Genomic DNA, 21,002 nt, shown 5'->3' on the forward strand with positions numbered 1-21,002 from the left:
AGACAGAGCAATCCCGATGGTCGCACAAATTGCACATCTTTGCTGTTGGGCCCGAGCATAATTGCTTACCTTGAGATGGCCTCACCGTTCCGCGCTGGCCTGTTTTGACATGACCCCTAGGGGCCTAGTTTAAAAACGGCAGTGGCCTAATTTGATTTTGGCGAGGGGTAGATCTGGATGCCGACGGTTCGAGGTAGAAGATAACGGACCGTCATCCCCGCACCATTGGCTCGCTCGAGAAGCAACGTATCGCCCGTCATAAATTCTGCTTCCATGGCGTCGCAGCAGGAAGTCGTCCCGGAACCACCATTGACGATAGAGCGACAGAGTTCCGCCGAGTTGACCAGAAGGTCTATCAGACCGCCTGTGGCCGCACGAGCCAACTGGGCTCGTAGTTCGTGTCGGAAGTGATCGGTCGAAACCATTTGCGGCGCCCCAGCAATGATTAGGCGCGCAATTCGCACCAATAGCTAGTCAATTCGCTTCGTAGCCTTCGGGACTATTCCCCAGCGGCGCAAACGCGTCATCATCCCGTGGGATCGACAGGACTCGGAACAGATGTAAATGTCTGTTGAGGGTCAAACTGCGACTTCAACGCTGCTTCAGGGCCGGTCCGGTCTACACACCGGATAGCGGACGCGGCCATGGTTCGCGTGAAGTTCAGCAGCGGGCCAACAGAGGAAGTGTCGTCGAGTGTAAACGGGGACGAGCGTGGGGCCGAAGCGCTCACCTTTTTTCTATTTCGAAGCTGGAGCATAATCCAGCTAGCCCCTGCGCGGAGTCTTCCCCCGTGAGGTTGGTCAGGCCCGGCACCGGTTTACGGACGGCGTCCGGGCCGCTCCAATGGGATCATCGTTAGAGCAGAAACGGCCGAGCGTGTTAGCTCTTTTGGGAAAATGATCGAGTCGAGCCTACTGGTATTTTGTACCATATTTGAGACTGATCGCGTTGATTTGCTCCCGCGTCAATTCCCTTCGCGGCTCGCCGGGTCGATTGCAGGTTTCGCGGAAGAACGCATCCAAGCCGGTGGGCGTGACGATCCAAAGGAGCAGCAGCTCACTGTCCGGGTTCGCGAACCCGTGCCACGAGTTTTTCGGGATGAATATCGTCGAACCCTTCTCGAAGGGATGACGCACGTCGTTGAGTATAAATGTTCCGCTTCCGCCTAAAACGTAGAAAGCTTCGTCCGAGTCAAAGTGTATGTGGATCGGAATGCCAGCCCCCATCGGCACCTCCTGAGTGCCGCAGGCCAAATTCTTGGAGCCTTTGATGGGATCAACCTTAATGATGATACTGCCAGGATTACGGTAGTGAATGAGATGTTCGCCCTCGGCTACGCCCATCACGTATCCATGCGCTTCAGTTTGAGCTTTCACTTCACCCTCCAGTAACGTGCGAGACGCCAATACCTAGCCATACCGACCAAGGAAAGATCGCCCGCCTTTTTCGGGGAATGTGAGCATAGCTCTTTGATGGGCCAAATGTCTCAGTTGGGTCAATCGCGTCGGTTCGGCCATCTGCCAGCCACTTCCGGTCTACCCCAAACTCCGGAAGTGTCGCTGCACCGCACTGAGTGAAGCGATGGGCCAGCAGGCGACATGGAAGGTGGGCCGCCTAGTCACAACTCGGGCATGCCGGCCTTTCGCAAGCCGGCGAACATCCGCTTGTCGTGGGCAGTTCGGGCTATTCGTTGGGCGAGTAGCGTACACGAGGTAGCTGTTCTGCTTGCTCGTCAGGTTGCGCGGAAACCGATCACCTAGTCCCGTGGATGAACGCTTGCATCTCCTCCATTGTAACCTTGCCGTCTTTATTGCTGTCCATTGCCTTGAAAATTCGTTCGTGAGCTGCCTGAAACTCCGCCAGTGAGATGGTCCCATCGCCGTCGGCGTCCATGAGGGCGAACATCATACGCATCATAAAGGGTGGTCCCATCCGGCCTCCACCCATCATGCTGTGCTCCATCATATGGCCCATCATGCCTCCGTGGCCCATCGTGCCCGCGCCTTCCTCGCCCATGGGATGCGATTGCATTTGTTGCTGATCTGGTTGGGGTGTCATTTGGTTCTGTGCAAAGGCACCAACGGTGCCGTACGCCAGAATGAGAACAGATGTCGTGAGACCCAAGATGCGACTGTACATTTGAAACCTCCTCAGATGCGTCACCACCGTCCGATAAATCCCGCCCCAAGCGATATTGATCCTATCACTTTTCGCCAAGGCTGCCGCTAAGCTAAACGACCATTGAGATCGGTAGCCCTCGGCCCGCCCTGGGTCGCGAGCGTCGCCCTTTCGAATGGCGGCTGCCCGCCAACTTCCGCTATGCCACCAGTAGCGACCGAGGTCGTGTGGCGGTGCAATATGTCGCTAAGGGCGGCCAAACCCAGACATAGCGCCGACACGGGACTTAGGACGCTCTTCACCACGCATTTATAATCAACCTCTACGGTTCTATTATAATAAAGACAACCGAAACGAAAGGCGCTAAAGTTTGCTTGCGATCCAGCGTGTAATGGGGAGAGGCGCTCATGGCTTTATCGGACCCAAGCTCGGCGATCCAAAGCATCATAGACGCTGCTGTCAGCGATTACATGGCGATGGCAGTATACGTCTTCACGGATTTTGACGGCTCCGGCGTTCCCTCCGCAAAGTTCTTCTCTCCCTCTAAGATTGAGGTTTGGGACTCAAGCCATAAATTCGTGAGCGCTGCGAACCTGCCAAATACTCTGTTCGAAATCGGATCCATTTCAAAAGTTTTCACATCCAGAATTTTTTACAGTCTTCAAGGCACATATGATGGAAATACGGTTGGGTCCTGCATGCCCTCGATTTCCCTGCCAGCAGTAATCAGCGGGATTCCGGTTGCCGACATCGTCACTTATGCTTCGGGGTTTCCGCAGGACAATGGCGAGCCTCCCGATCCGCGTGGACAATTCTGCCCGGCCAGTAACTTGCAGACCTTCGCCGAGCTCGTCGATTGGTTCAACAGTGGACAGAACTCGGCTTGGATCTGCCCGGCGGGCCAGTGCTACACGTATTCAAACCTTGCCTGGTCCCTCCTGGCTATCGTCGGCCTCAACCCGCAGAACCCCTACGTCGACGTCTATAATGCGTACAACGGGCAACTCGCGGAGCTGTGCGCGGATCTGGGCATGGGCAACACCGCGTTGTTCAATACGAGCCAAGTTCCCAGCATGGCGTGTGGATATGACGGGACGACGGCTTTCACCGTAAACCAGAGCTATCTGCCGTGCCCACCGATGGAGTTCGGGAGCGGATCAATCGTGAGTAGCGCCTCGGACATGCTTCAATGGCTGCTCTACAACATGGGCCAACTGCAGCCTTCACCAACGGAATTCGCCATCCTGCAGACGCAGCAGCAGACCGGCTCGGCCCGCGGCAAATGCGGTACGATGGGCACCTGCAGCGCGCAGGCGCAGGGCCCCACGGTCGGAATTGGATGGTTCTTTCCGAATATCGCCGGCGCCGCGGGACGTGTCCTGTCGAAAGATGGCGGCGTACCGGGCTTCAGCTCGTGGATGGGGTTTGAGAGCTGGGTTCAGAACGGCGCAAACGCTCCGTCGTGCAATGGCGTAGTGGTTCTGTCCGCCGGCTGCCTCGCGTCGCCAGTGGGACAGAAAATTATGTCCACTCTTCTGAACGCCGAGGTCGAGGCTGGTTTGTCGTCGAGTTGACCCAAGTCCGGGCTCGTCCTTTCGACGACAGTGTGACGGACAATCCTGCGAAGGGCCTGATCGTCTATGATTTCGATGATCCGGCCCTGCTCTCAAGTCGAACTGAATTCGCCCTGCCGTGTTAGGGTAAATGCCAGCCGGAGGTAATCGACCTAGACGGATTGTTGCAACTCATCCATGACGCGCCGTGCTTCCCGTCGCAGGGTCAAAATGCGAAGTGGCGGCCATCTCGCGGCCCGTAAGCTTATTTCTCAGCAGCAGACGACGGTCGGCACGATGCGGAGGTCCGAGACGGGCCAACAATGGACATTCCTCATCTGGCTCGCGAGAGCTATCGATGGTTGGCCGAGTCTGGCTTGGCTGCTCGCACGTATCGACCTCAACACCTCAGCCTTCGCCAAGTTCTCCGATATGATATTGGGCATAGAGCTCGGGGCCGATCTTCGTGACGAGATCGATCTGGGTTTCCAGAAAGTCGATATGCTCTTCCTCATCGTGCATCAGGGTCTCAAACAGGCTTCTGTCCAGTAATCTTTGACCGAATGGCAATGGGTCGCGGCTTCAGCGTAGAGGGAGTGCGCTGACAACTCAGCCTTCAAGTCGCTATCGAGCACCGCCTTCACGGTTTTCCCTATATGAAGGGACTCCAGCGTCTGCATATTGGGAAATCCATCGAGAAAGATAATGCGTTCGATGAGCTTGTCAGCATGCTGCATCTCTTCAATGGATTCCTTGCGCCATGTCTTGGCGATCGCCTTGTAGCCCCAATTGTCGAGCAACCGGTAATGCAGCCAGTACTGGTTCACCGCGGTGAGCTCGTGGCGCAGCGCTTTGTTGAGGTATTCGATAACGTTTTTATCGCTCTTCATACTCTGCACCTTTCGCGGGGTGCGACTTTGGGGTGATTTATCCACGCCCTAGCTTACCACACACGGCAGGCTCAAAATCGCGAAAGCGGACGCGGCCGCCTCGCACCGGCTCGCCATTCAGCGGGGTCCCTGCTTTTCGCAGGGAGAAGGATCGACTACAAACGGCGCAGGGAAAAAACAGGAGAGTTCTGTCCATGATCGAGGGGATCAGTGCGGTCACACTGGGCACCCACGAAATGCGACGAGCTGTCCGGTTCTACCGCGCGCTGGGGTTCGAGGTCCTGCATGGCGGCGAGGAGTCGTCATTCACAAGCTTTCGAGCCGGGACGAGCTATCTCAACCTCATCGCCCAACGTGCCGAGCGGCGCTGGTCCTGGTGGGGGCGGGTAATCTTCTACGTTGCCGATGTTGACGCACTTTACGACCGTGCGCTCGTAGCGGGATTCCAGCCAGCTACCGCGCCCCGCGACGCCGAATGGGGTGAGCGCTTCTTCCACCTGATCGACCCCGACGGCCACGAACTCAGTTTCGCTCGGCCTTTGCGCTCGGATTCCGTCCAATAGCAGCCCAAAGCGACCTGCCATTCCAAGAGGCGCTGGGAGAGCGTATGGTGCTCCGATTATCCGCTGAACCTGGGAGGCATTCATGCAGTTCAGGACAACCGGACTACTGTTGCTCGGCGCGATGGCGCTTCCCGCCTCCGGGACCGCGCAAACCACCCCGGCTCCACCGGCAATCACACGAACGGTGATCGCCGCAACCAAACTGCCGACCGTCACGGACGTGCCGCTCTATTTCAAAGCGGTGACCGTCACCCTTCACCCGGACGAGATGAGCGGCATCTCGGCAGCCAACGGCATCCTCTACCAGATGTCAGGTTCGACCCAGGTCGCGCTCGATGGCGGGGCCAAAAGGCTCAACGCTGGAGAGGGGCTGTTCATCGCCCGCGGAAAGACCGCTGCGCTAAGGGCTGGCGGCAACGGGCCATCTATTTTCCTCCACTTCTTGCTCGCGCCCGCCGGTGACCTGGACCGGTCTGCCCAAACGGCCCCTACCGCCGTGAGAGAGTTATATCGTACAGCGGATCCGATCCCCGACCTGAAGCCAGGCGGTTATGATCTCAATCTCACGCGAATCACGTTTCCGGCGGGGATGCCTTCCAACCCGCCACACCATCGGTCAGGCGCGGCTCTATACTTCATCATCTCCGGCACCGGGGCCAACACGGTCGACGGCAAGACGGAAGCAAGGGGACCGGGTTCCTTGATCTATGAACCGTACGCCCTCGTGCACCAATGGGGAAACCCAGGCAACGAGCCGTTGATATTCCTGGCCTTCAACATCAATCCGGAAGGTGTGGCAGCCGTGCTTCCGAGCGCGCCTGCAAAGAATCAATAGCGACTTTGTTGAGGAAGCTGAGGGACTCGCTGAGACAGAAAGGCCATCACCCTGACATCAGCTTCGGCTGGGGCTATGCTACGGTGTCTCTGAGCACCGAGAAAATCAAGGGATGGCAACGAACGGTCGCACCGTCACCGTGTTCGGCGGAACCGGCTTTCTCGGCCGCCGCATCGTTCGGCATCTGCGCTCTCGCGGATTTCCCGTTCGGATCGCGTCAAGGCATCCGGATCAGGGGCACAGGCTGTTTGGTCGTGATGATCCGAAACTTCAATCCGTAGGGGCCAACATTCACGACGAGCGATCAGTCGCGGATGCGCTTGCCGGCGCCTACGGCGTTGTAAATGCGGTTAGCCTTTACGTCGAGCACGGACAGGAGACTTTTCATTCCGTTCACGTCGAGTCCGCCCAACGGGTAGCGGCTCAAGCGCACCGTACTGGAGTCGATCGGCTCATTCACATCTCAGGAATCGGCGCCGATGCCGCTTCGCAATCACGGTACATCCGAAAGCGCGGCGAAGGCGACCTGGCGGTCCGGGCCGCGTTCATCGAGGCACTTTTCATCCGCCCGGCCGTGATGTTCGGACCGGATGACGCATTTCTCACGACCATCCTCAAGCTCCTCCGCCAGCTTCCAGTCTATCCGATGTTCGGCCGCGGCGTGACCAGATTGCAGCCGGCCTATGTGGAAGATGTGGCGGAGGCGATTGCCCGGGTCATGCAGCGAGCAGAGACGCCTTCAAAGATCTTCGAGTTCGGCGGTCCTCGCGTCTACACTTACGAGGAGTTTCTCAGAGCCGTTGCGCATCAGGCTGGACTTGCGCCCCGACTGATTCCAATCCCGCTTGCCGTTTGGCATGCACTTGCGTGGGCGTCCGAAATGTTGCCGAGTCCGCTCCTCACGCGCAATCAAGTGGAACTGATGCAAATCGACACCGTGTCATCGCCGGAGATGCCCGGATTTGGTGAACTTGGGATTTCGCCGCACTCGGTCGAGACAATACTCCAGGAGATGCTGTCAAATTGCGGATGAGGAGGCTCCTCGGTCAATCCGCTTCAACGGACGACGGTGTCGCGCGCTACATCCGCCTGTATTCAGCCACCTGATGTCCGAGTTGGGTCAAAATGCGAAGTGGCGACCAGCTCGCGGACCGTCAGCTTATCTCTCAGAAGCAGACAACGGTCGGAGCGGTGCAGAGGTCTGAGATGGGCCGATATTGTTGCAAAAGTCTTTTTGGGGTGGTGAACGAAAATTCTTAGGGCCGCTGACGCTTCTTACGCGCGACGATGTGAGGGACCGTATGGCTTCATCCAAAGTCGACCCCGAACCTTCGTAGTGGCGTTCAAAGGCAATGCAGCTGCGGAGAGGTCCAGAAATCGACTTCGGCGAGATTTCTAGGGTTGTTCAATTTTCGACTTTTGCAACACAATCGACCCAACTGAGACATTGGCGGGAGCTTCTGTCTCGCGTTTTGCGTTTAGGACCACGGCGGCTCTTCGCCCGCCCCGGCTGCCTCGTGGTTGATCGTGACACCCGCCGAACGCAACCCGGTCAGCAATACAGTTCTTACAGAGGCGGGATCAAATCCAATATCCTTGGCGTTTGGTGGATGTGCCTCGCTGTCCTTTCAATCGGAGCGCCAAGTGCAATTGCTCGCAAAGGTGCTGAACGACGAGATTGACTTGATCGTCAGTCATTATTGGCTTCTCCTGCTACCTTTTATATCAACTAGGTAGGACACTTGAAAATTGGGCGGTACGCGATTGGACCGCCCCAAGATCCAACCCCACGTTCATGGGCGGGCGGCCCCGCCCAATCGTTCGTTCGTGGCACACCGGAAGTTACTAGCGGCGACCAGAACGACGCTTCTGCCCACTTTCGGACAATCCAGTCCGATCAGCGCAATGCGGATGAGCTCGACTAATGTCGTTCGGCTTCGGCTTCTTGTTCCAACTGCAAGACGCGCTCGCGTAGCGCGTCGAACGTCTCTTCGGCTGCCTCGCTGAACAGCGGATCCTCAGGATTGGTCATAGCCGAAGCGATCTCCGTCCAATCTTGAGGCTCGAGAGCCTTTAGGGCGGCAGGAAAGAAATCGCGATCTTCCATCATGATGTGGCGCCGCTCGTACTCGGTGAAATCACGAACGGTGGCATGCACTTCTTGCCGAAGGAGTTCGCGATCCGCGAGAACACTGTCGACCGCATGAGCGACGCGGCGCAAACGTTCGGCCCCTCTTTGGTGTTCGCAAGCGAGATCACCGACCTTCGCAGCCGCACCGGGATCGCGAATTTTCAGCTTAGCGAAGACCAGGTCTTCCTGAGGGTGGTGGTAAACCTCCGGGTAAAGTTCGAAGTAGCTAATGACCGCGCCAATAACCTTATAGTCGGGGCGGTCGCCCCGGTCGAAAACCTGAAGTTCCCGCTCAAGGATGGCGAGCAGCTTCTCAATATTGCGATGCTCTTGGCTTAAGCGCTCAATAATCATTGCTGCGATCCACAAGGTGACCGATGGAGAGGCTTAGAAAGCTTAGCCCCAAGTCGCCTCAGCTCTTTGCGCTTAATCAAGCTCCGGGGCAATGATGCGCCCTCCGCCTGTTCTACGTCGCCGATTTTGCTACTGGCGCGTCATGAACGGGAGGTGGCTTTGACCCACCGCGTCATTTCATTGCGATGCGGAATTGGGTCCTTACCAGGGCTATGACGGACATTGGCCAGGCGGCGACACAGCGTATGCTGTAGGAGCGGTGTGAGATGCGAGAGGACGACGATGACCGGTTCTGCTCGATCCGCGAGCCAATCGCCCGCCGGAAAGGGAGAGCAATTTCCGAGATTAGGCCCGTAAACCGGACAATCCCAGACTGAACAAAACCGCCGCCCATGAGCTGTAGCGGAAGTCGCGCCTTTTGACTAACGGTCACTGTTATGTCGCAAGGATTGCACCAAACCGGTAGAGGCAGCGATACGCTGGTCAGCTAGCGCGGTTCAATTTGACGGGTCCAGCGACAAGCAAGGTCACCTAGGTCTTACCCGGCACCGCTTCAGCTTCGATAGCCGCTACGAGGTCGGGCGCAAGGTGCGCGGACAGGCGCTGAATGATGTTCGGTAGCTACAGGATTTCTTGCTCACGCAAGGCGTCAATCTTGTTGTGCGGCAGTTCGATCTCGAGTTCAGCCGTCACGTTGATCCGATAGTCGTGTTCTGCGTGCCTGCGGTCAATCTCGGACTGGCGTTACTTCGGCGGGTGCAAATCGCCTTGAAGCCAGCGTCCTAGGCCTTTGGACTTCGTCGGGTCTTCAAACGCAGCAAAGGTCGTAAGCACCTGATTGCAGACGGCGCATTCAAACGTTTGCAAGTCGACGCCCCGGGCCCGTGCTGGCTCGATGCTAACGAGCATCATCTGGGCCTTGCACTTCGGACAGGCGGGGCGCCCGGCATGAACCGCCGGGTCGGGCGGCGTAGGACAGCTCGCGCCCTCGTTGTCAGATCTCCTCGGTTTCAGCCTCCGGCTGGCTGCGGGTAGGCGTCTCAGAGCCACAGGCGATTGAGGGGGCCCGTCCGGGCTAAACGAGCGCGAGCCGCCGGGCTTCCCCAGCGCGGCTCGGGCGTTGCGTAGCGATGTGTTGCGACGCGCAGCGTCGCGTGGGGGAAAGTTGCGATGCGCCGAGGCGCGTCGCGTTGCCTACCGTGATGTCGATAAGTCCTACGCGTCTCATCGACTAAGCTAAGATGGCTGTCGTTAGGCGACCTTCAAGACAGCGCTGCTGCCGTAGTCGCGGTTTGTTTCGACCGCGCCGAAAAAGTCGCGACTGCTGGAATGGATACAAAAAATATCGGTCGGTTTGCCGCCGACTACGGTACTTGCGCATGGTGCCGATCAGCCATAGCACGTGTTAAGGCGTGATATGCCCAGCGAAAGCAGCGGGAGACCGAGATGTCAGAAGAGCCCTTATTGTCATAACAAGCGCCATCAAAACCGCTTTCATTGATCATCCCGGTTCTGGGCACGGCACGACCAAGTCACGAAGATCGGGCAATTGATTCCAGCAGCTGAACAGGCAACCTGTTGGCCGGGACTAGCGCTTCTGCGCTAGGCGCTGCTTCCACAGGGAATTGCACCGCATAATTCTTGCGTTTGCGGTGCGGACTGCATCCGCCCTTGCTTGCTGGTCTTTCGGTAGTGGCGTCCTCTGTGACTCGCCGGCACCATAGCTGCTGGGTTGGCCCTGTCTGGCTATGCTCGATAGGCGCTCATTGGGCCAGTGGATGGATTTGCGGTTAGGCATGAGGGACAACTCGTTGCTCTCGAGTTCGTTCAACGGATCTCCGACGGGACTGCCAGGCGAAAACCGCAAGCTCACTAGTGCTCGTCCAGAGAGTATCCCCACGCTGCCTGGATCGTGGCCGGTCTCCAAAATGCCCACCACGGCTTCCTTGCCTTGCTCGGATATGACCACAATCTTGACCCGGCCTTTTGAATATAGAGACCGTATCCGCCACGTCGCCCTGCGAAAAGACAATCTCATCCTTGCGAAATTCAAGGATGGTCTTCCCTTCGCCCACCTTGGCGAGAAATCCTTGGGATCAAGTATGCTTGATTGGTATTGTTTGGCATGTCCGCCTTCATCCCGCTGTGGGACGCCTACTTTTGCATTCACGCGCCGACGTCCGAAGTAAAAGTGCCCAGCACCGAGTTCCGATAACATCGAACAAGCGGGAACCAGCTTTTCGGTGCAACCATTGGTGACGCGCAACATTGACTCACTGCTGTCTAATCCAATCCAGAATAACGCAAATTGGGATTTATTATCACGGCTGCAGGAGCTTTTCCTTCCCGGGCGCCTTTCCATGGCTTACAGCGACTACACCAAGAACTCGTTTGAAGACACCAGGTCGTTTGTCGAGAAGCTTTCAGGCGTTTCCATCGCTTTGTTGCGTACTCGGCCCCGCTTCTTGCTCCAACAATGGGGAGAATTTGATGTCACGTTTCGTCGTCCATTTCGTGAAGGACGTGCTCGGTGAGAATGGTCGAGAACAAGAAATTTGCCAGTGCACTGTTGAGGTTGACGCTGTCAGCAAAACTGAGGCGACCCAGTTAGCCAAGCAGAAATTCTGCGAAACTCAGGGACTATCTGACTGGTCGGACCACGCTGATCGAATGCAGGTGAAAGAAGGCGATTTCCCGTCGTGAAATCAGGCAGACGTTGTCGGCATATGTCCAGTGCTTGGGAGGGTTATCTGTGCGGAAACAATCTAATCAGCTGGCAGTGCCCGCTGATAACAGTACCGTCGCGTTTATGCGCCTTAAGCGTGCCGTCGACGCGGTTGATGAAACCTTGCCAGACAGCGGTCGGGTCGAACAGATGTAGCCAAATGTTGCCGAGCGTAAGCGCCGTCTCAAAGAACAAGTGCGTATCCGTGACGTCGACGGCCAAATTGCTTCCGAATGTCCGAGAGTGCATCGTCCCCTCGTCCAGATTAACGGTGACCTGTTCCCCGTTTATGTAGACCGAGTTGCGCTCGCCACCCGTAAGGCCCCGCGCCCAGCATTTCAGATCGATCGTCTCGGCATGTGCAGCCGTTGCAGCTAGCAGCACAGCGACGACGATGGTTGCTTTCAGCTTCACAGTTATCTCGTCGCTTTGTGACGGCCCTGCCGGGGGGGCGGACACGGCAGGACATTCGATGACTTTGCCGAAATTTCGGTGTCGCCTTCGAAGGATGTGCAGAGGACTCAGTCGTTCAGAGATGAGCACGCGGTAATAGCCATCCCATGATCTTCTGATACGCATCGCGACGACTGCGGACGAATGCGTTCTCGTTCTGCTGAGCGGCGGTCCTGGCGAACTCAGAAATGCCCTCCATAGACTGCCGTTTATCCTTCGGAAGCTTCGCCCATTGGCGAATGATCTTCCGGCGGGCTTCGCGTTGCTTTTCCCTTACGTCAGGCATCGGGACGCTCCTTGAAGAGGATTATTCCAGTCGACCTAGTATTGTTTGGGCTCACTAGAAGTTCAACGTCCAATCAAGAACTCTTAGCCCCTCTAATCGTGCAGCGCTATACACGGGGCTAGTCTCATATTGGCTTTGCAGGCCCGCCGCCCTAGAATTGCGGCGATCGCAGGACGAGCGAAATGCAGTATGTTTGCGACGCGCCGAAGGGTAAGACCTGGTTCCGTATCGAGACCGAAGGTGAAGCGGCGCATGAGTCGCGCCTGATGAACCACACAGTCGAGAAATATTTCCACAACGAGCGGGAAAAGGCAGTCCAGTCCTGGCGTCCCGAGCGGCCCAACGCGATCGAGCGCGACATCGGCCTCGAGGCCCATGTACGGCGAGAGATGCCGGTTTTCCTCACGTTGCGCGACAGGGAGGGCAATGCACTGGCTACAGCGATGCTGCCACCGGGTGGCAAGGATCGCGGCAGGTTCCAGATCATCATCGTTGCCGCATCCAATGCCGATCCTTATCCCCAACAGGACGCGGCCATCGCTGCGCTGGGAGCGCATTTCGGTCTCACACTCGATCGCCACCGCTGCTTCCCTTACGGCCGCTAAGAAGCCTGGCAAGTATCGCGCTGGATTGGAGCGACGTCGGCTCATGGCCAAAACCGGAAGTCGCAGCGCGCTCATTTCTTCATTTCGCCGCGCATCAGGACTGACTTTAGTTCCCTGAGGCAAAACTCGAAAACAGCATTGACCCGCGGTATTCTGCGAACGTCCCGGTGTGCAAGAAGGAACATTGGATAGTCTAATTCCGGCAATGGACCGAGCACACTGACAAGCGCTTCGTCCTCCGCCGCATACACTGCCGGCAAGGGAGCGATACCGGCGCCAGACTTGATTGCCAAGTGTACGCTGGGAATATTACTGCATCGCACCGCGACCCTTGCGGCTGGCGCGTGCATCTTCATCCACCGCGCCGCCGGTAATGCCTCTATCTCATCAACCAGTTCGACAATGCTGAAGCCATTGATGTCGACAGGCGTGGCCGGCCGGCCTTGGCGTTCGACAAATGAATGGCTGGCGTAAATTCCCCAAGGGACCTCTGCAATTTTTCGTCCAACCAGCGCAGGGTCATCGTCAAGAATTCCGCCTCGGATTGCGATGTCCGCCTCGCCCTTGGAAAGATCGAGTTTGCGCTGCTCCATGATCAACTCGACTGTGATGCCGGGATTCTCCAAATGAAAGGTATCAAGGAAGCCCGATTTGATGATGCGCTGACCCACCGTCACGTGGCTCGTGAGCTTGACCAGCCCAGCCACGCGCTTGTCGAGCGACGCCGATTTGCGTTGCAGCGTATTGACGGTCGTTTCAACTTGCTCAGCGTGGGCCAATAGCTGTTGGCCGTGCGTTGTCAGCCGGTATCCCCCCGCCTGTCGTTCAGCAAGCGAGCAATCTAGAGCCACTTCGAGGGCCCGTAGACGGCGCTGAACGGTCGACTGATTAACGCCCAAGGCTTTTGCGGCGATCCCGATGCTACCACCGCGCGCGACCGCCAGAAAATAGCGAAGGTCGTTCCAATCGAACATCTGCCTATCCGCATTTTTGCCGAACCGACGCGCAGACCCGCGGCTCCCGTGCGACCACATCCCATGCTACACCGCATCTGCGTCGACTGAAGGCAAAACGTACTGATATTTGTCCAACGAAGGAGCGGAAATGAAACAAATCAATGCTCTTGTCGCGGTCGGTTTGGTCACCTTTGGGACAGCATCAATGTCGGGTGCACAGCAAACCGGCGGCAACGAAGATGAAATGGCCATTCGCAAAGTCATTGTAGAAATGACCGACGGTTTCAACAATCACGACGGAAACGCTGCTGCGCGAATGTACACGCCGGACGCCCGATTTGTCAGCGTCCGCGGTGACATGATGAACGGCCAAGCCGGAATCGAGAAGGGATTGTCGGCCATACTCTCGGGCAGGGCGAAGAACGCAACGCAGCGAACGATGGATGTCGCGGTTAGATTCATACGGCCCGATGTTGCGCTCGCGAATGTCACCAATGAGCTGAGCGGCTTGGTTGCTCCAGACGGACATGCATTGCCCTCGCATCAGGAGCTAAGTCTGCGCGTCTTCGTCAAGGACGCCGGGGTATGGCAGGTTGCAGCGTTCCACAATACGCTGGTTGCACCTTTCGCGCCTCCTCCTAGATGAGAGCTCTGTGATCGACTACGCTTCTGGGCGCACATGTCGGTACGTCCGTTTCGGGTCCAAATCGGAAGTCCCCTTCGGTCACTGATGCGTCCGCTGTACCCCGAACAACGGACATGGACAGGCTTACAGCGTTCCGCCATTTGTGGTCACCAGCGGAAGAGCCACAGCATTCGCAGCTCGCACCGCGATCCTGAGAACACGTCAGACACTCAAGGAGCGCGCGGGGCCGGACACTCATTGGCATCCATTTGCCGTTTGAGGGAACAATACTTTTTGCCCGCGCATTGACCGCAATTGGCAACAAGTTTCAGTAGAGTTCCATGAGTAGGCCGCCCGTCATTCTCATCGTCGAAGACGAGCCGCTTGTTCGCTTGGGCGCGGTAGACACCATCAGTGAAGCTGGCTTCGAAGTCATCGAAGCGCGCAACGCCGATGAAGCAATCGCCGTCCTTGAGCGGCGCACTGACATCCATCTTATCTTCACGGACATTCACATGCCCGGCTCAATGGACGGCTTGAAGCTCGCCCATTTCGTCCGCGGACGATGGCCGCCTATCAAGATCATTGCCACGTCAGGCCACGCCAGGATCGCGGAGGATGACATGCCCGAGGGTGGGCGCTTTCTGCCGAAGCCCTATTCTAAGCACGAAGTAATCGGCGCGATCCGGGAGTTAGTCGGCGTCGCCTAGATTGCATCTACTTGCTTTGGTCAGGGCAGATAATCCTCACAGCTGCCCCGCGCGGACTGAAGCGCGCTGCACAACCGCAGGAGCCACAGGAAGCACGAGCCCTGAGAGCACGTCGGACGCTCAAGCAAGGCGCGGGGCCTGCGGCAGCCCCATGATGGCCCGTTCCCGCGCAATAGCGCACCCATCGAGCGCTGGAATGTTTGCGAGTCACTGCTCGCTGCAAAACGAAAGACAAGAATGTGACTTACGCTCTCCAAGAAGACGCGCGCACATTGATCGTGTCCAAATGGTGCAATCATTTAGAAACCCTTCGGCGCCGCAGCACGTCAGTGACCGTGTCCTAGAGCTGACTATGACGTATAAGATGCGCATCCACAGGGCGATAAAGCGTGACGTTCACAATTGTTGGATCGAAGAACGGTCAGATCGCTTCGACAGTCCGCATAAGCCCGACTGCGGCGATCGAGAAAGCGCGCGCGATGGAGGCTTCTGGATGGCAGGTTCACATCAATGATACCGCAGGTCGCCAGGTTGCAATTTCGGATTTGAGCTCTACTCGTTTGCCGCCGCGTCCCGAGTAGCCCTTGTGCGCACGCTCCTCGGCTCATACTGACGCGGTGAGAACGTTTGAGTCGGGTGTCACCGTTGCATCCGGTGCCCGCGCAAATTGTAGCTTGAGCTCACAAGGCTATCAGCGGGCCTCCTGAGAGTAATCTGAACGACACCTGCTCCTCCCTCGACAGCGGAAATTCATCTGAGTGGTCGGCAGGTCTCAGAAGGGCCAGATGCGGACATCCCACACTTTCGGGTAGTGCCTCAGTTTGGAATTTGGTATGTCGAAGTACTTCGCGGTAAGCTTTGCTTGCTCAGAATCAATCGGAGCATTTCGATGGCTGGCGCTCGATGCAGTTGCGGTGCTGTCACGCTTTCGCTTCCAGAAGAGCCATCCAAGATAGTCGTTGCTTGTCACTGCATCGACTGCCAACGCCGAACCGGCGCGCCGTTCGGTGTAGGCGCCTATTACCCCGCTGATGTTGCCACCATCTCAGGAACCTCAAAAGAGTTCACGCACGACGCCGCAAGCGGCGGGAAAATCCATAACTATTTCTGTCCGCAGTGCGGCTCAACAGTCTACTGGAAACTCAGCAATCTGCCCGCGCTGATCGGCGTTGCAGTCGGCGCGATGGCAAATCCAAAATACCCAGCCCCTGCCATATCAGTTGAAGAGCAAACGAAACATGACTGGGTTCATATTGATGGTGCCGTTGAGCATTTCCAGCAAAACTACCTCCCAAAAAAATCAAACTGAGCCACCACCCACTTTCGCCTCAACTGAGTGTGGGTCAATCGCGTCACTTTGACAAGCGCGCCGCGAACTTCCACTCTTCCCCGATCAGCGGACATCGCCGATCAGGTGCGTCAGGTCCGAAAAGTGCCAAACCCAGACATTGGTCTGTATTGAATGGGGCCGCCTATACCGGGCGGCCTCATTCAGAGGTGTGGGCCCATATCGTGTGGCACGCACCGTTTCGGTTTCAGGGCTTCTGCTGCGCAGAAGCTTCGGCTCCGCGCAATTGCGTTGCCACCGTCAGTTCGCCGATCTTCTGTCCCATCTCTTTTCCAATTTCGGTCGAAAAGCGATAGTGGAAGCCGGCGTAGATGCGGGCGTTGGAAACCTCGTCGCTGTAGTCCTGCAGCCGCGACCATTTGCGGGTGACGCCGGCCGCAGTCGGACTGACAAGGGTAATCTCACCGATCTCATTGCCGGCGATGCTTTGCAGAACGGTGGAGATCGCAGCTGCCACGATACAATGCGCGCAGGGATATTCCGGATGCATCGGGGTCGTGCCCAGCGGCTGCCATGACGCTTCGCGCGGGGTCGCCGGATTGGACGTGAGGTCCGCATTGCGGATTGCCGTCACCGGGCGCCAGAGATTGTATGTATATTTACCATCGAATACCGCGATGAAGGCATCCATCCCCGCAATCGAGGTCAGGGCGTACAAGCGCGCGCAATCCACGAGATCCATCTTCCTGGCCGACGCGACCTGCCGGACGATCGGGTTATAGGTCCGGGGGCCGGTGAAGAACCAGAAGCGAGCCATCGTCGTCTGCTCGGCCGTGCGCCTGGTGCTGACGCTGCTTCCGACCTCCCTGATCTCGTTCAGGTCCCGAGTCCAGACTTCCGAGTTGAGCGCCGGAGGCGGCGCCGGACGGAATTGCGCGCCGGTCTGCATGGCAAACGGCGTTATTCTGGCGCTTGTCGATTCGATCGGCATCGCCGTCGGCACATAGACGCCCGGCGCCGTCACCGGACGATAGCCTTCCGGGACATTGCTGCCATCATTGGCACGAAGAGCAAGGATTCCGGCCGCCGCTTGTTTTCCTAGTTCAATCCCCTTGGCCTTCGCTTCAGATTCGGTAATTCTGGATAGCGAAGCCGCAAGCGTTGCGTCGAGGTCGGTCTTCTGGTCGGGGTAAAGCGCCGAGAGGATACCATAAGCGGCAGCAGAAGCGGCGGAATCGCGGGAGGTCGCGCTGTCTGCTGTGAGCTTGAGCTTGAGCTTGTAGGGCGCGTATCGCTTGTCAATGGCATTGATCGCTTCGAACATCGCGACGTGAAGCATCGCCTGGCCGCGAGCGTTTGCGGCGTTCGGAAGCTGCTTTTCGATGCCAATGGCATCCGCCTTGGCGTTCCAGTCCATGATAACGTCGCCGCGAGCGGGGGTGGCGATGAGCGCAATGGCAACGGCGCTGGCAAGCAATGCTGCAACGGGAGCTGTTGATCTCATTTTCATGGCCGAGTTCCTCCTGGGCGCAACGCTCATATCCGGGCGCGATAGCTGACACATCCGGGACGTGGCGTCGTGAAGAAGCGATGAAATTCCGGTGAAATGCTCTAGTGTATCAGCGGGACTAGCCAACCAAGGCCAATCACCCTGTCAGATTCATCGCGAACCAGCAGCTATCGTTTTGGGCGATTCCTCGTCGATCGCCGGACGGCTTGCTTGCGCCGCCATGGTATCGCGCTGTCATTGCGCCCGAAATCCTTCGACGTTCTGACATATCTCGTGCAGAACCCGGGCCGACTCATTCCGAAAGCGGAACTGATCGACAAGGTTTGGCAGGATGTCGCCGTCACCGAGAATTCGCTGGTCCAGTGCATCAAGGAGATCCGCCAGGCGCTGCAGGATGACACCCAGACCGATATCCAGACCGTTTCCAAGCGCGGCTATCTATTCGCGCCCGCCGTGGTCGAGGCCGATAGTCAAACGGCGAATTCTTCCGAGATCGCGGCTCCTGGTTCGACGGCGACTGACAAGGCTGGCTTCCTGCCGCTACCCAGTCGCCCCTCCATTGCGGTGCTACCGTTCGATAACATGAGCGGCGACCCGGCTCAGGAGTACTTCGCCGACGGCATGTCCGAGGACCTGATCACCGGACTGTCCCGCATTCGTTGGCTGTTCGTCATCGCCCGCAACTCGACCTTCGTCTACAAGAACCGCGCGGTCGATGTCAGGCAGGTGGCGCGCGAACTCGGTGTGCGCTATGTGCTGGAAGGCAGCATCCGCCGGGCCGGCAGGCAGTTGCGCGTCAGCGCCCAGCTCATCGACGCCGTAACCGGAGGCCATCATTGGGCCGAACAATATGACCGCGAACTGGGCGATATCTTCGCCGTGCAGGATGAGATTACCAGCAGCGTCGTCGCTGCGATCGAGCCTCACCTCCTGGCAGCAGAAGGCGTTCGCGCTTTTTCGCGCTCCCCAGATCATCTGGGCGCCTGGGAGTACGTGGCGCGCGCACGGACGCATGTCTGGCGTCTGACGCGATCGGATAATGCAGCTGCGATGGACGCGCTCAAACGAGCCGTCGAGGCTTATCCGGACTACGCCCCGGCGCGAAGCCTGTTGGGGTTTTGCCTGGTGTTTGCCGCACACAATGGCTGGATCGACCGGGATCAGGGCCTGCTCGCTGGTCGTGAGCACATCGTGCGGGCCGTCGCCCTAGACGATTGCGATCCGTGGGGGCAGATCGCGTTCGGTTATTCTTCCATGATGGAAAGACGCACCGAAGAGTCGCTCGCGGCGTTCCGGCGCGCGGTGACCCTCAATCCGAGTTCGGCCGCGGCGCATTGCTATCTCAGCCATGGCTTGGCTTTTGCAGGGCTGGATAGCCAGGCGATCACCCACGGCGAAGTCGCCATCAGATTGAGCCCCCTCGATCCGGAAATGGCGATGTTTCTCGGAGGCATCGCGGTCACCCACTATCTCGCCGGCCGGTATGGAGAAGCGCTCCTCTACGCCGAGGAACTTTTGCGCTTGCGTCCCGGCTTTCAGGGCGCCCAACGCATGCGCTGCGCGAGTCTCGCTCAGACAGGGCAGGTTGAAGAAGCCAAGCAATTTCTTGCCGAGATACGGTTGGAGCACCCCCAATTGTCGATTGACTGGATCAGAAAATGCGTTCCGTATCAGACACCGGAACTGATGGAACGCTTCTTGGACGGCATGCGAAAGGCGGGGTTGTCAGAGGAATGAGCCCGCTGAGATTTCCTGAGATTCAAATATATCCGGCAGCATTCGCGTTTACGCCGAGGGGTGGCGAGGTGATGCGATGTCCGAAATGGGTCTTGGCCGTGTAAAAACGCCCTAACAGGGTCGTCAGTCTGAAGCCAAAACTGGGCCGGCCTCAGGCCGCGACCGCGGCGATCAGCGGCCTAATCCCGAGGATATTCATTGCTCGGGTCAGATTGTAGGCCAGAACCGAGAGCGCCATCTCGGAGGCTACCCTTGGCAGAGTTTTGGTCAGGAAGTGCGTCGCTCCCATGCGTGCCTTCATCGTGCCGAACGGATGCTCGACGGTCTCGCGACGAAGGCGCATGGCGAGCGGGTTCGCATCGAGCCGTTGCTGCACGGCGTCGAGTAGATCCTCGTGCTCCCATCGCGTGATCCGGCGCTCTGACCCGGGCGTGCACTGGGGTTTGATCGAACAATTCTTACAGGCGTTGGTCCAGTAGCGCCGCAGCATCTTGTCGGCTTCTTCGTTGGTATAGCGATACGGCAATCGCTCCCCGGCCGGACAACGATAGGCGTCTTCCTCAGGCAAATAGACGAAGTCCTGCTTACCGAAGCGTCCGTCCGACTTGGCGCCCGAAGTCATCGGCTTGGGTAGAGTTACCGTGATGCCGGCCTCGTGGCAGGCGAGGATCTCCGGGCTGCTGAAGTAGCCGCGATCGGCAACGGCCTCGAGCGCCTCAGTCTTCAGAACAGTCTTCGCCTGCATGGCCATATTGGCAAGTTGTGCCCGATCTGAGCCGCTGTTCGTCACCTCATGCGCGATGATCAGGTGATGGTCGGTATCGACGGCGACTTGGACATTATAACCGACAACGCCGGATCCGCGGCCACTGGTTGCCATCGAACGGCTGTCCGGATCGGTCAGGGAGATTTGCTGATCCGGCGAAGCAAGCATCTGCTTCTCGTAGGCGGCAAGCTTGCCCATCTCCTCCTTCAACTTCGTCAGCTTCTCGGTAAGCCTCGTCACCTTCGCCGGCAGCGCCTCGCTCGGCTCCTGTCGGTCGGCCGTGTCAAGTTGGCTCAGATAGCGCGCGACGCTCTCCTCCAGCTGAGCACGACGCCGTTCCACCTTCGCCCGTGTGAAGTTCTTGTCCCGGTTGTTCACGGCTTTGAACTTGCTGCCATCGATCGCAACGCTTGCCGTCGCCAGTAAACCCATCTCTCGGCAGAGTTCAACGAAGCGCGCACATACCTTGCGCAGTGCCAGGCCGCTGTCCTTGCGGAAGTCGGCAATCGTCTTGTGATCGGGAGCGAGCCGACCCAGCAGCCACATCACCTCAACATTGCGGCCGGCTTCTCGTTCGAGCCGCCGGCTCGATTGTACCCGGTTCAGATAGCAATAGATGTAAAGCTTCAGGAGAACCGAGGGGTGATACGACGGCCGACCCGTTGCGGCTGGCTCCGCTCCCTCAAAGCCCATCTCAGCCAAATCGAGCGCATCGACAAACACGTCGATCACGCGAACAGGGTTGCTCTCGTCAATGAATCATCGAGGCATTCAGGCAATAAGGTGCATTGCCCACGATCCGCCTGCTCAACGAAGCGCCTCATCAGCTTCCCCCGCAGACTCACGAGAGAATCATAGCAAAGCAGCAGCGTTTTCACACATGGGGTAATTCCGGAC

At 57.9% G+C, this 21,002-nt stretch carries 17 protein-coding genes and 2 pseudogenes; 10 read left to right on the forward strand and 9 right to left on the reverse strand.

Annotated elements, in window-relative coordinates; genetic code table 11:
- Positions 1 to 911 precede the first annotated feature (911 nt).
- Entirely contained in the window at positions 912 to 1,376 is a 465-nt protein-coding gene (locus ACPPVR_RS32190) for a cupin domain-containing protein (protein WP_426610552.1), read from the reverse strand.
- Between the two features lie 376 nt (positions 1,377 to 1,752).
- Positions 1,753 to 2,139: an EF-hand domain-containing protein gene (locus ACPPVR_RS32195; RefSeq protein ID WP_426610553.1), complete on the reverse strand. Its 387-nt coding sequence runs from the start codon at positions 2,137 to 2,139 to the stop codon at positions 1,753 to 1,755.
- A gap of 386 nt (positions 2,140 to 2,525) precedes the next feature.
- On the opposite strand from ACPPVR_RS32195, the gene ACPPVR_RS32200 reads away from it, so the two are divergent.
- A complete protein-coding gene (locus tag ACPPVR_RS32200; protein WP_426610554.1) occupies positions 2,526 to 3,692 on the forward strand; it encodes a serine hydrolase in 1,167 nt (388 codons plus the stop codon).
- 387 nt (positions 3,693 to 4,079) lie between these two features.
- Here the strand turns inward: ACPPVR_RS32200 and bfr are convergent.
- Positions 4,080 to 4,561 (reverse strand): annotated as a pseudogene (gene bfr / locus ACPPVR_RS32205) (bacterioferritin).
- A 194-nt stretch (positions 4,562 to 4,755) separates the two neighbouring features.
- On the opposite strand from bfr, the gene ACPPVR_RS32210 reads away from it, so the two are divergent.
- The 3 genes from ACPPVR_RS32210 (at position 4,756) to ACPPVR_RS32220 (ending at position 6,992) form a co-directional block, all read left to right on the forward strand.
- Positions 4,756 to 5,124, forward strand: coding sequence for a VOC family protein (locus ACPPVR_RS32210; protein ID WP_426610555.1), 369 nt, complete (start codon positions 4,756 to 4,758; stop codon positions 5,122 to 5,124).
- Between the two features lie 82 nt (positions 5,125 to 5,206).
- Entirely contained in the window at positions 5,207 to 5,959 is a 753-nt protein-coding gene (locus tag ACPPVR_RS32215; protein ID WP_426610556.1) for a cupin domain-containing protein, read from the forward strand.
- Between the two features lie 112 nt (positions 5,960 to 6,071).
- Entirely contained in the window at positions 6,072 to 6,992 is a 921-nt protein-coding gene (locus tag ACPPVR_RS32220) for a complex I NDUFA9 subunit family protein (protein ID WP_426610557.1), read from the forward strand.
- Between the two features lie 888 nt (positions 6,993 to 7,880).
- Here ACPPVR_RS32220 and ACPPVR_RS32225 read toward each other — a convergent pair.
- Positions 7,881 to 8,444: a hemerythrin domain-containing protein gene (locus ACPPVR_RS32225; RefSeq protein ID WP_426610558.1), complete on the reverse strand. Its 564-nt coding sequence runs from the start codon at positions 8,442 to 8,444 to the stop codon at positions 7,881 to 7,883.
- 2,490 nt (positions 8,445 to 10,934) lie between these two features.
- On the opposite strand from ACPPVR_RS32225, the gene ACPPVR_RS32230 reads away from it, so the two are divergent.
- Positions 10,935 to 11,147, forward strand: coding sequence for a hypothetical protein (locus tag ACPPVR_RS32230; protein ID WP_426610559.1), 213 nt, complete (start codon positions 10,935 to 10,937; stop codon positions 11,145 to 11,147).
- A gap of 43 nt (positions 11,148 to 11,190) precedes the next feature.
- On the opposite strand, the gene ACPPVR_RS32235 is transcribed toward ACPPVR_RS32230, so the two are convergent.
- Together ACPPVR_RS32235 and ACPPVR_RS32240 are read right to left on the reverse strand one after the other, a co-directional pair.
- Positions 11,191 to 11,583 carry a hypothetical protein gene (locus ACPPVR_RS32235; protein ID WP_426610560.1) on the reverse strand — a complete coding sequence of 131 codons (393 nt, stop codon included), beginning with the start codon at positions 11,581 to 11,583 and terminating at the stop codon, positions 11,191 to 11,193.
- 115 nt (positions 11,584 to 11,698) lie between these two features.
- A complete protein-coding gene (locus tag ACPPVR_RS32240) occupies positions 11,699 to 11,908 on the reverse strand; it encodes a hypothetical protein (RefSeq protein WP_027535505.1) in 210 nt (69 codons plus the stop codon).
- Positions 11,909 to 12,090: 182 nt separating this feature from the next.
- Between ACPPVR_RS32240 and ACPPVR_RS32245 the strand changes: the two genes are divergently transcribed.
- Entirely contained in the window at positions 12,091 to 12,513 is a 423-nt protein-coding gene (locus ACPPVR_RS32245) for a hypothetical protein (protein WP_426610561.1), read from the forward strand.
- Positions 12,514 to 12,584: 71 nt separating this feature from the next.
- Here the strand turns inward: ACPPVR_RS32245 and ACPPVR_RS32250 are convergent, their stop codons facing one another.
- A complete protein-coding gene (locus ACPPVR_RS32250) occupies positions 12,585 to 13,487 on the reverse strand; it encodes a LysR family transcriptional regulator (RefSeq protein ID WP_426610562.1) in 903 nt (300 codons plus the stop codon).
- Between the two features lie 130 nt (positions 13,488 to 13,617).
- Here ACPPVR_RS32250 and ACPPVR_RS32255 point away from each other — a divergent pair, with 130 nt between their 5' ends.
- The 3 genes from ACPPVR_RS32255 (at position 13,618) to ACPPVR_RS32265 (ending at position 16,113) form a co-directional block, all read left to right on the forward strand.
- Positions 13,618 to 14,115, forward strand: coding sequence for an SgcJ/EcaC family oxidoreductase (locus tag ACPPVR_RS32255; protein ID WP_426610563.1), 498 nt, complete (start codon positions 13,618 to 13,620; stop codon positions 14,113 to 14,115).
- 320 nt (positions 14,116 to 14,435) lie between these two features.
- Positions 14,436 to 14,804, forward strand: a complete 369-nt coding sequence (locus ACPPVR_RS32260; RefSeq protein ID WP_426610564.1) for a response regulator — start codon at positions 14,436 to 14,438, stop codon at positions 14,802 to 14,804.
- 889 nt (positions 14,805 to 15,693) lie between these two features.
- Positions 15,694 to 16,113 (forward strand): GFA family protein, encoded by a 420-nt coding sequence (locus ACPPVR_RS32265; RefSeq protein ID WP_426610565.1) that lies wholly within the window; start codon positions 15,694 to 15,696, stop codon positions 16,111 to 16,113.
- 226 nt (positions 16,114 to 16,339) lie between these two features.
- Here ACPPVR_RS32265 and ACPPVR_RS32270 read toward each other — a convergent pair whose 3' ends face one another.
- A complete protein-coding gene (locus tag ACPPVR_RS32270; protein WP_426610566.1) occupies positions 16,340 to 17,632 on the reverse strand; it encodes a vanadium-dependent haloperoxidase in 1,293 nt (430 codons plus the stop codon).
- Positions 17,633 to 17,812: 180 nt separating this feature from the next.
- Here ACPPVR_RS32270 and ACPPVR_RS32275 point away from each other — a divergent pair, with 180 nt between their 5' ends.
- Positions 17,813 to 19,339 carry a winged helix-turn-helix domain-containing tetratricopeptide repeat protein gene (locus ACPPVR_RS32275; protein ID WP_426610567.1) on the forward strand — a complete coding sequence of 509 codons (1,527 nt, stop codon included), beginning with the start codon at positions 17,813 to 17,815 and terminating at the stop codon, positions 19,337 to 19,339.
- A 151-nt stretch (positions 19,340 to 19,490) separates the two neighbouring features.
- Here the strand turns inward: ACPPVR_RS32275 and ACPPVR_RS32280 are convergent.
- Positions 19,491 to 20,929: pseudogene (locus ACPPVR_RS32280) on the reverse strand (IS1182 family transposase).
- Between the last annotated feature and the right edge of the window lie 73 nt (positions 20,930 to 21,002).

Source organism: Bradyrhizobium sp. McL0616 (genome assembly GCF_049993385.1).
GTDB lineage: Bacteria > Pseudomonadota > Alphaproteobacteria > Rhizobiales > Xanthobacteraceae > Bradyrhizobium.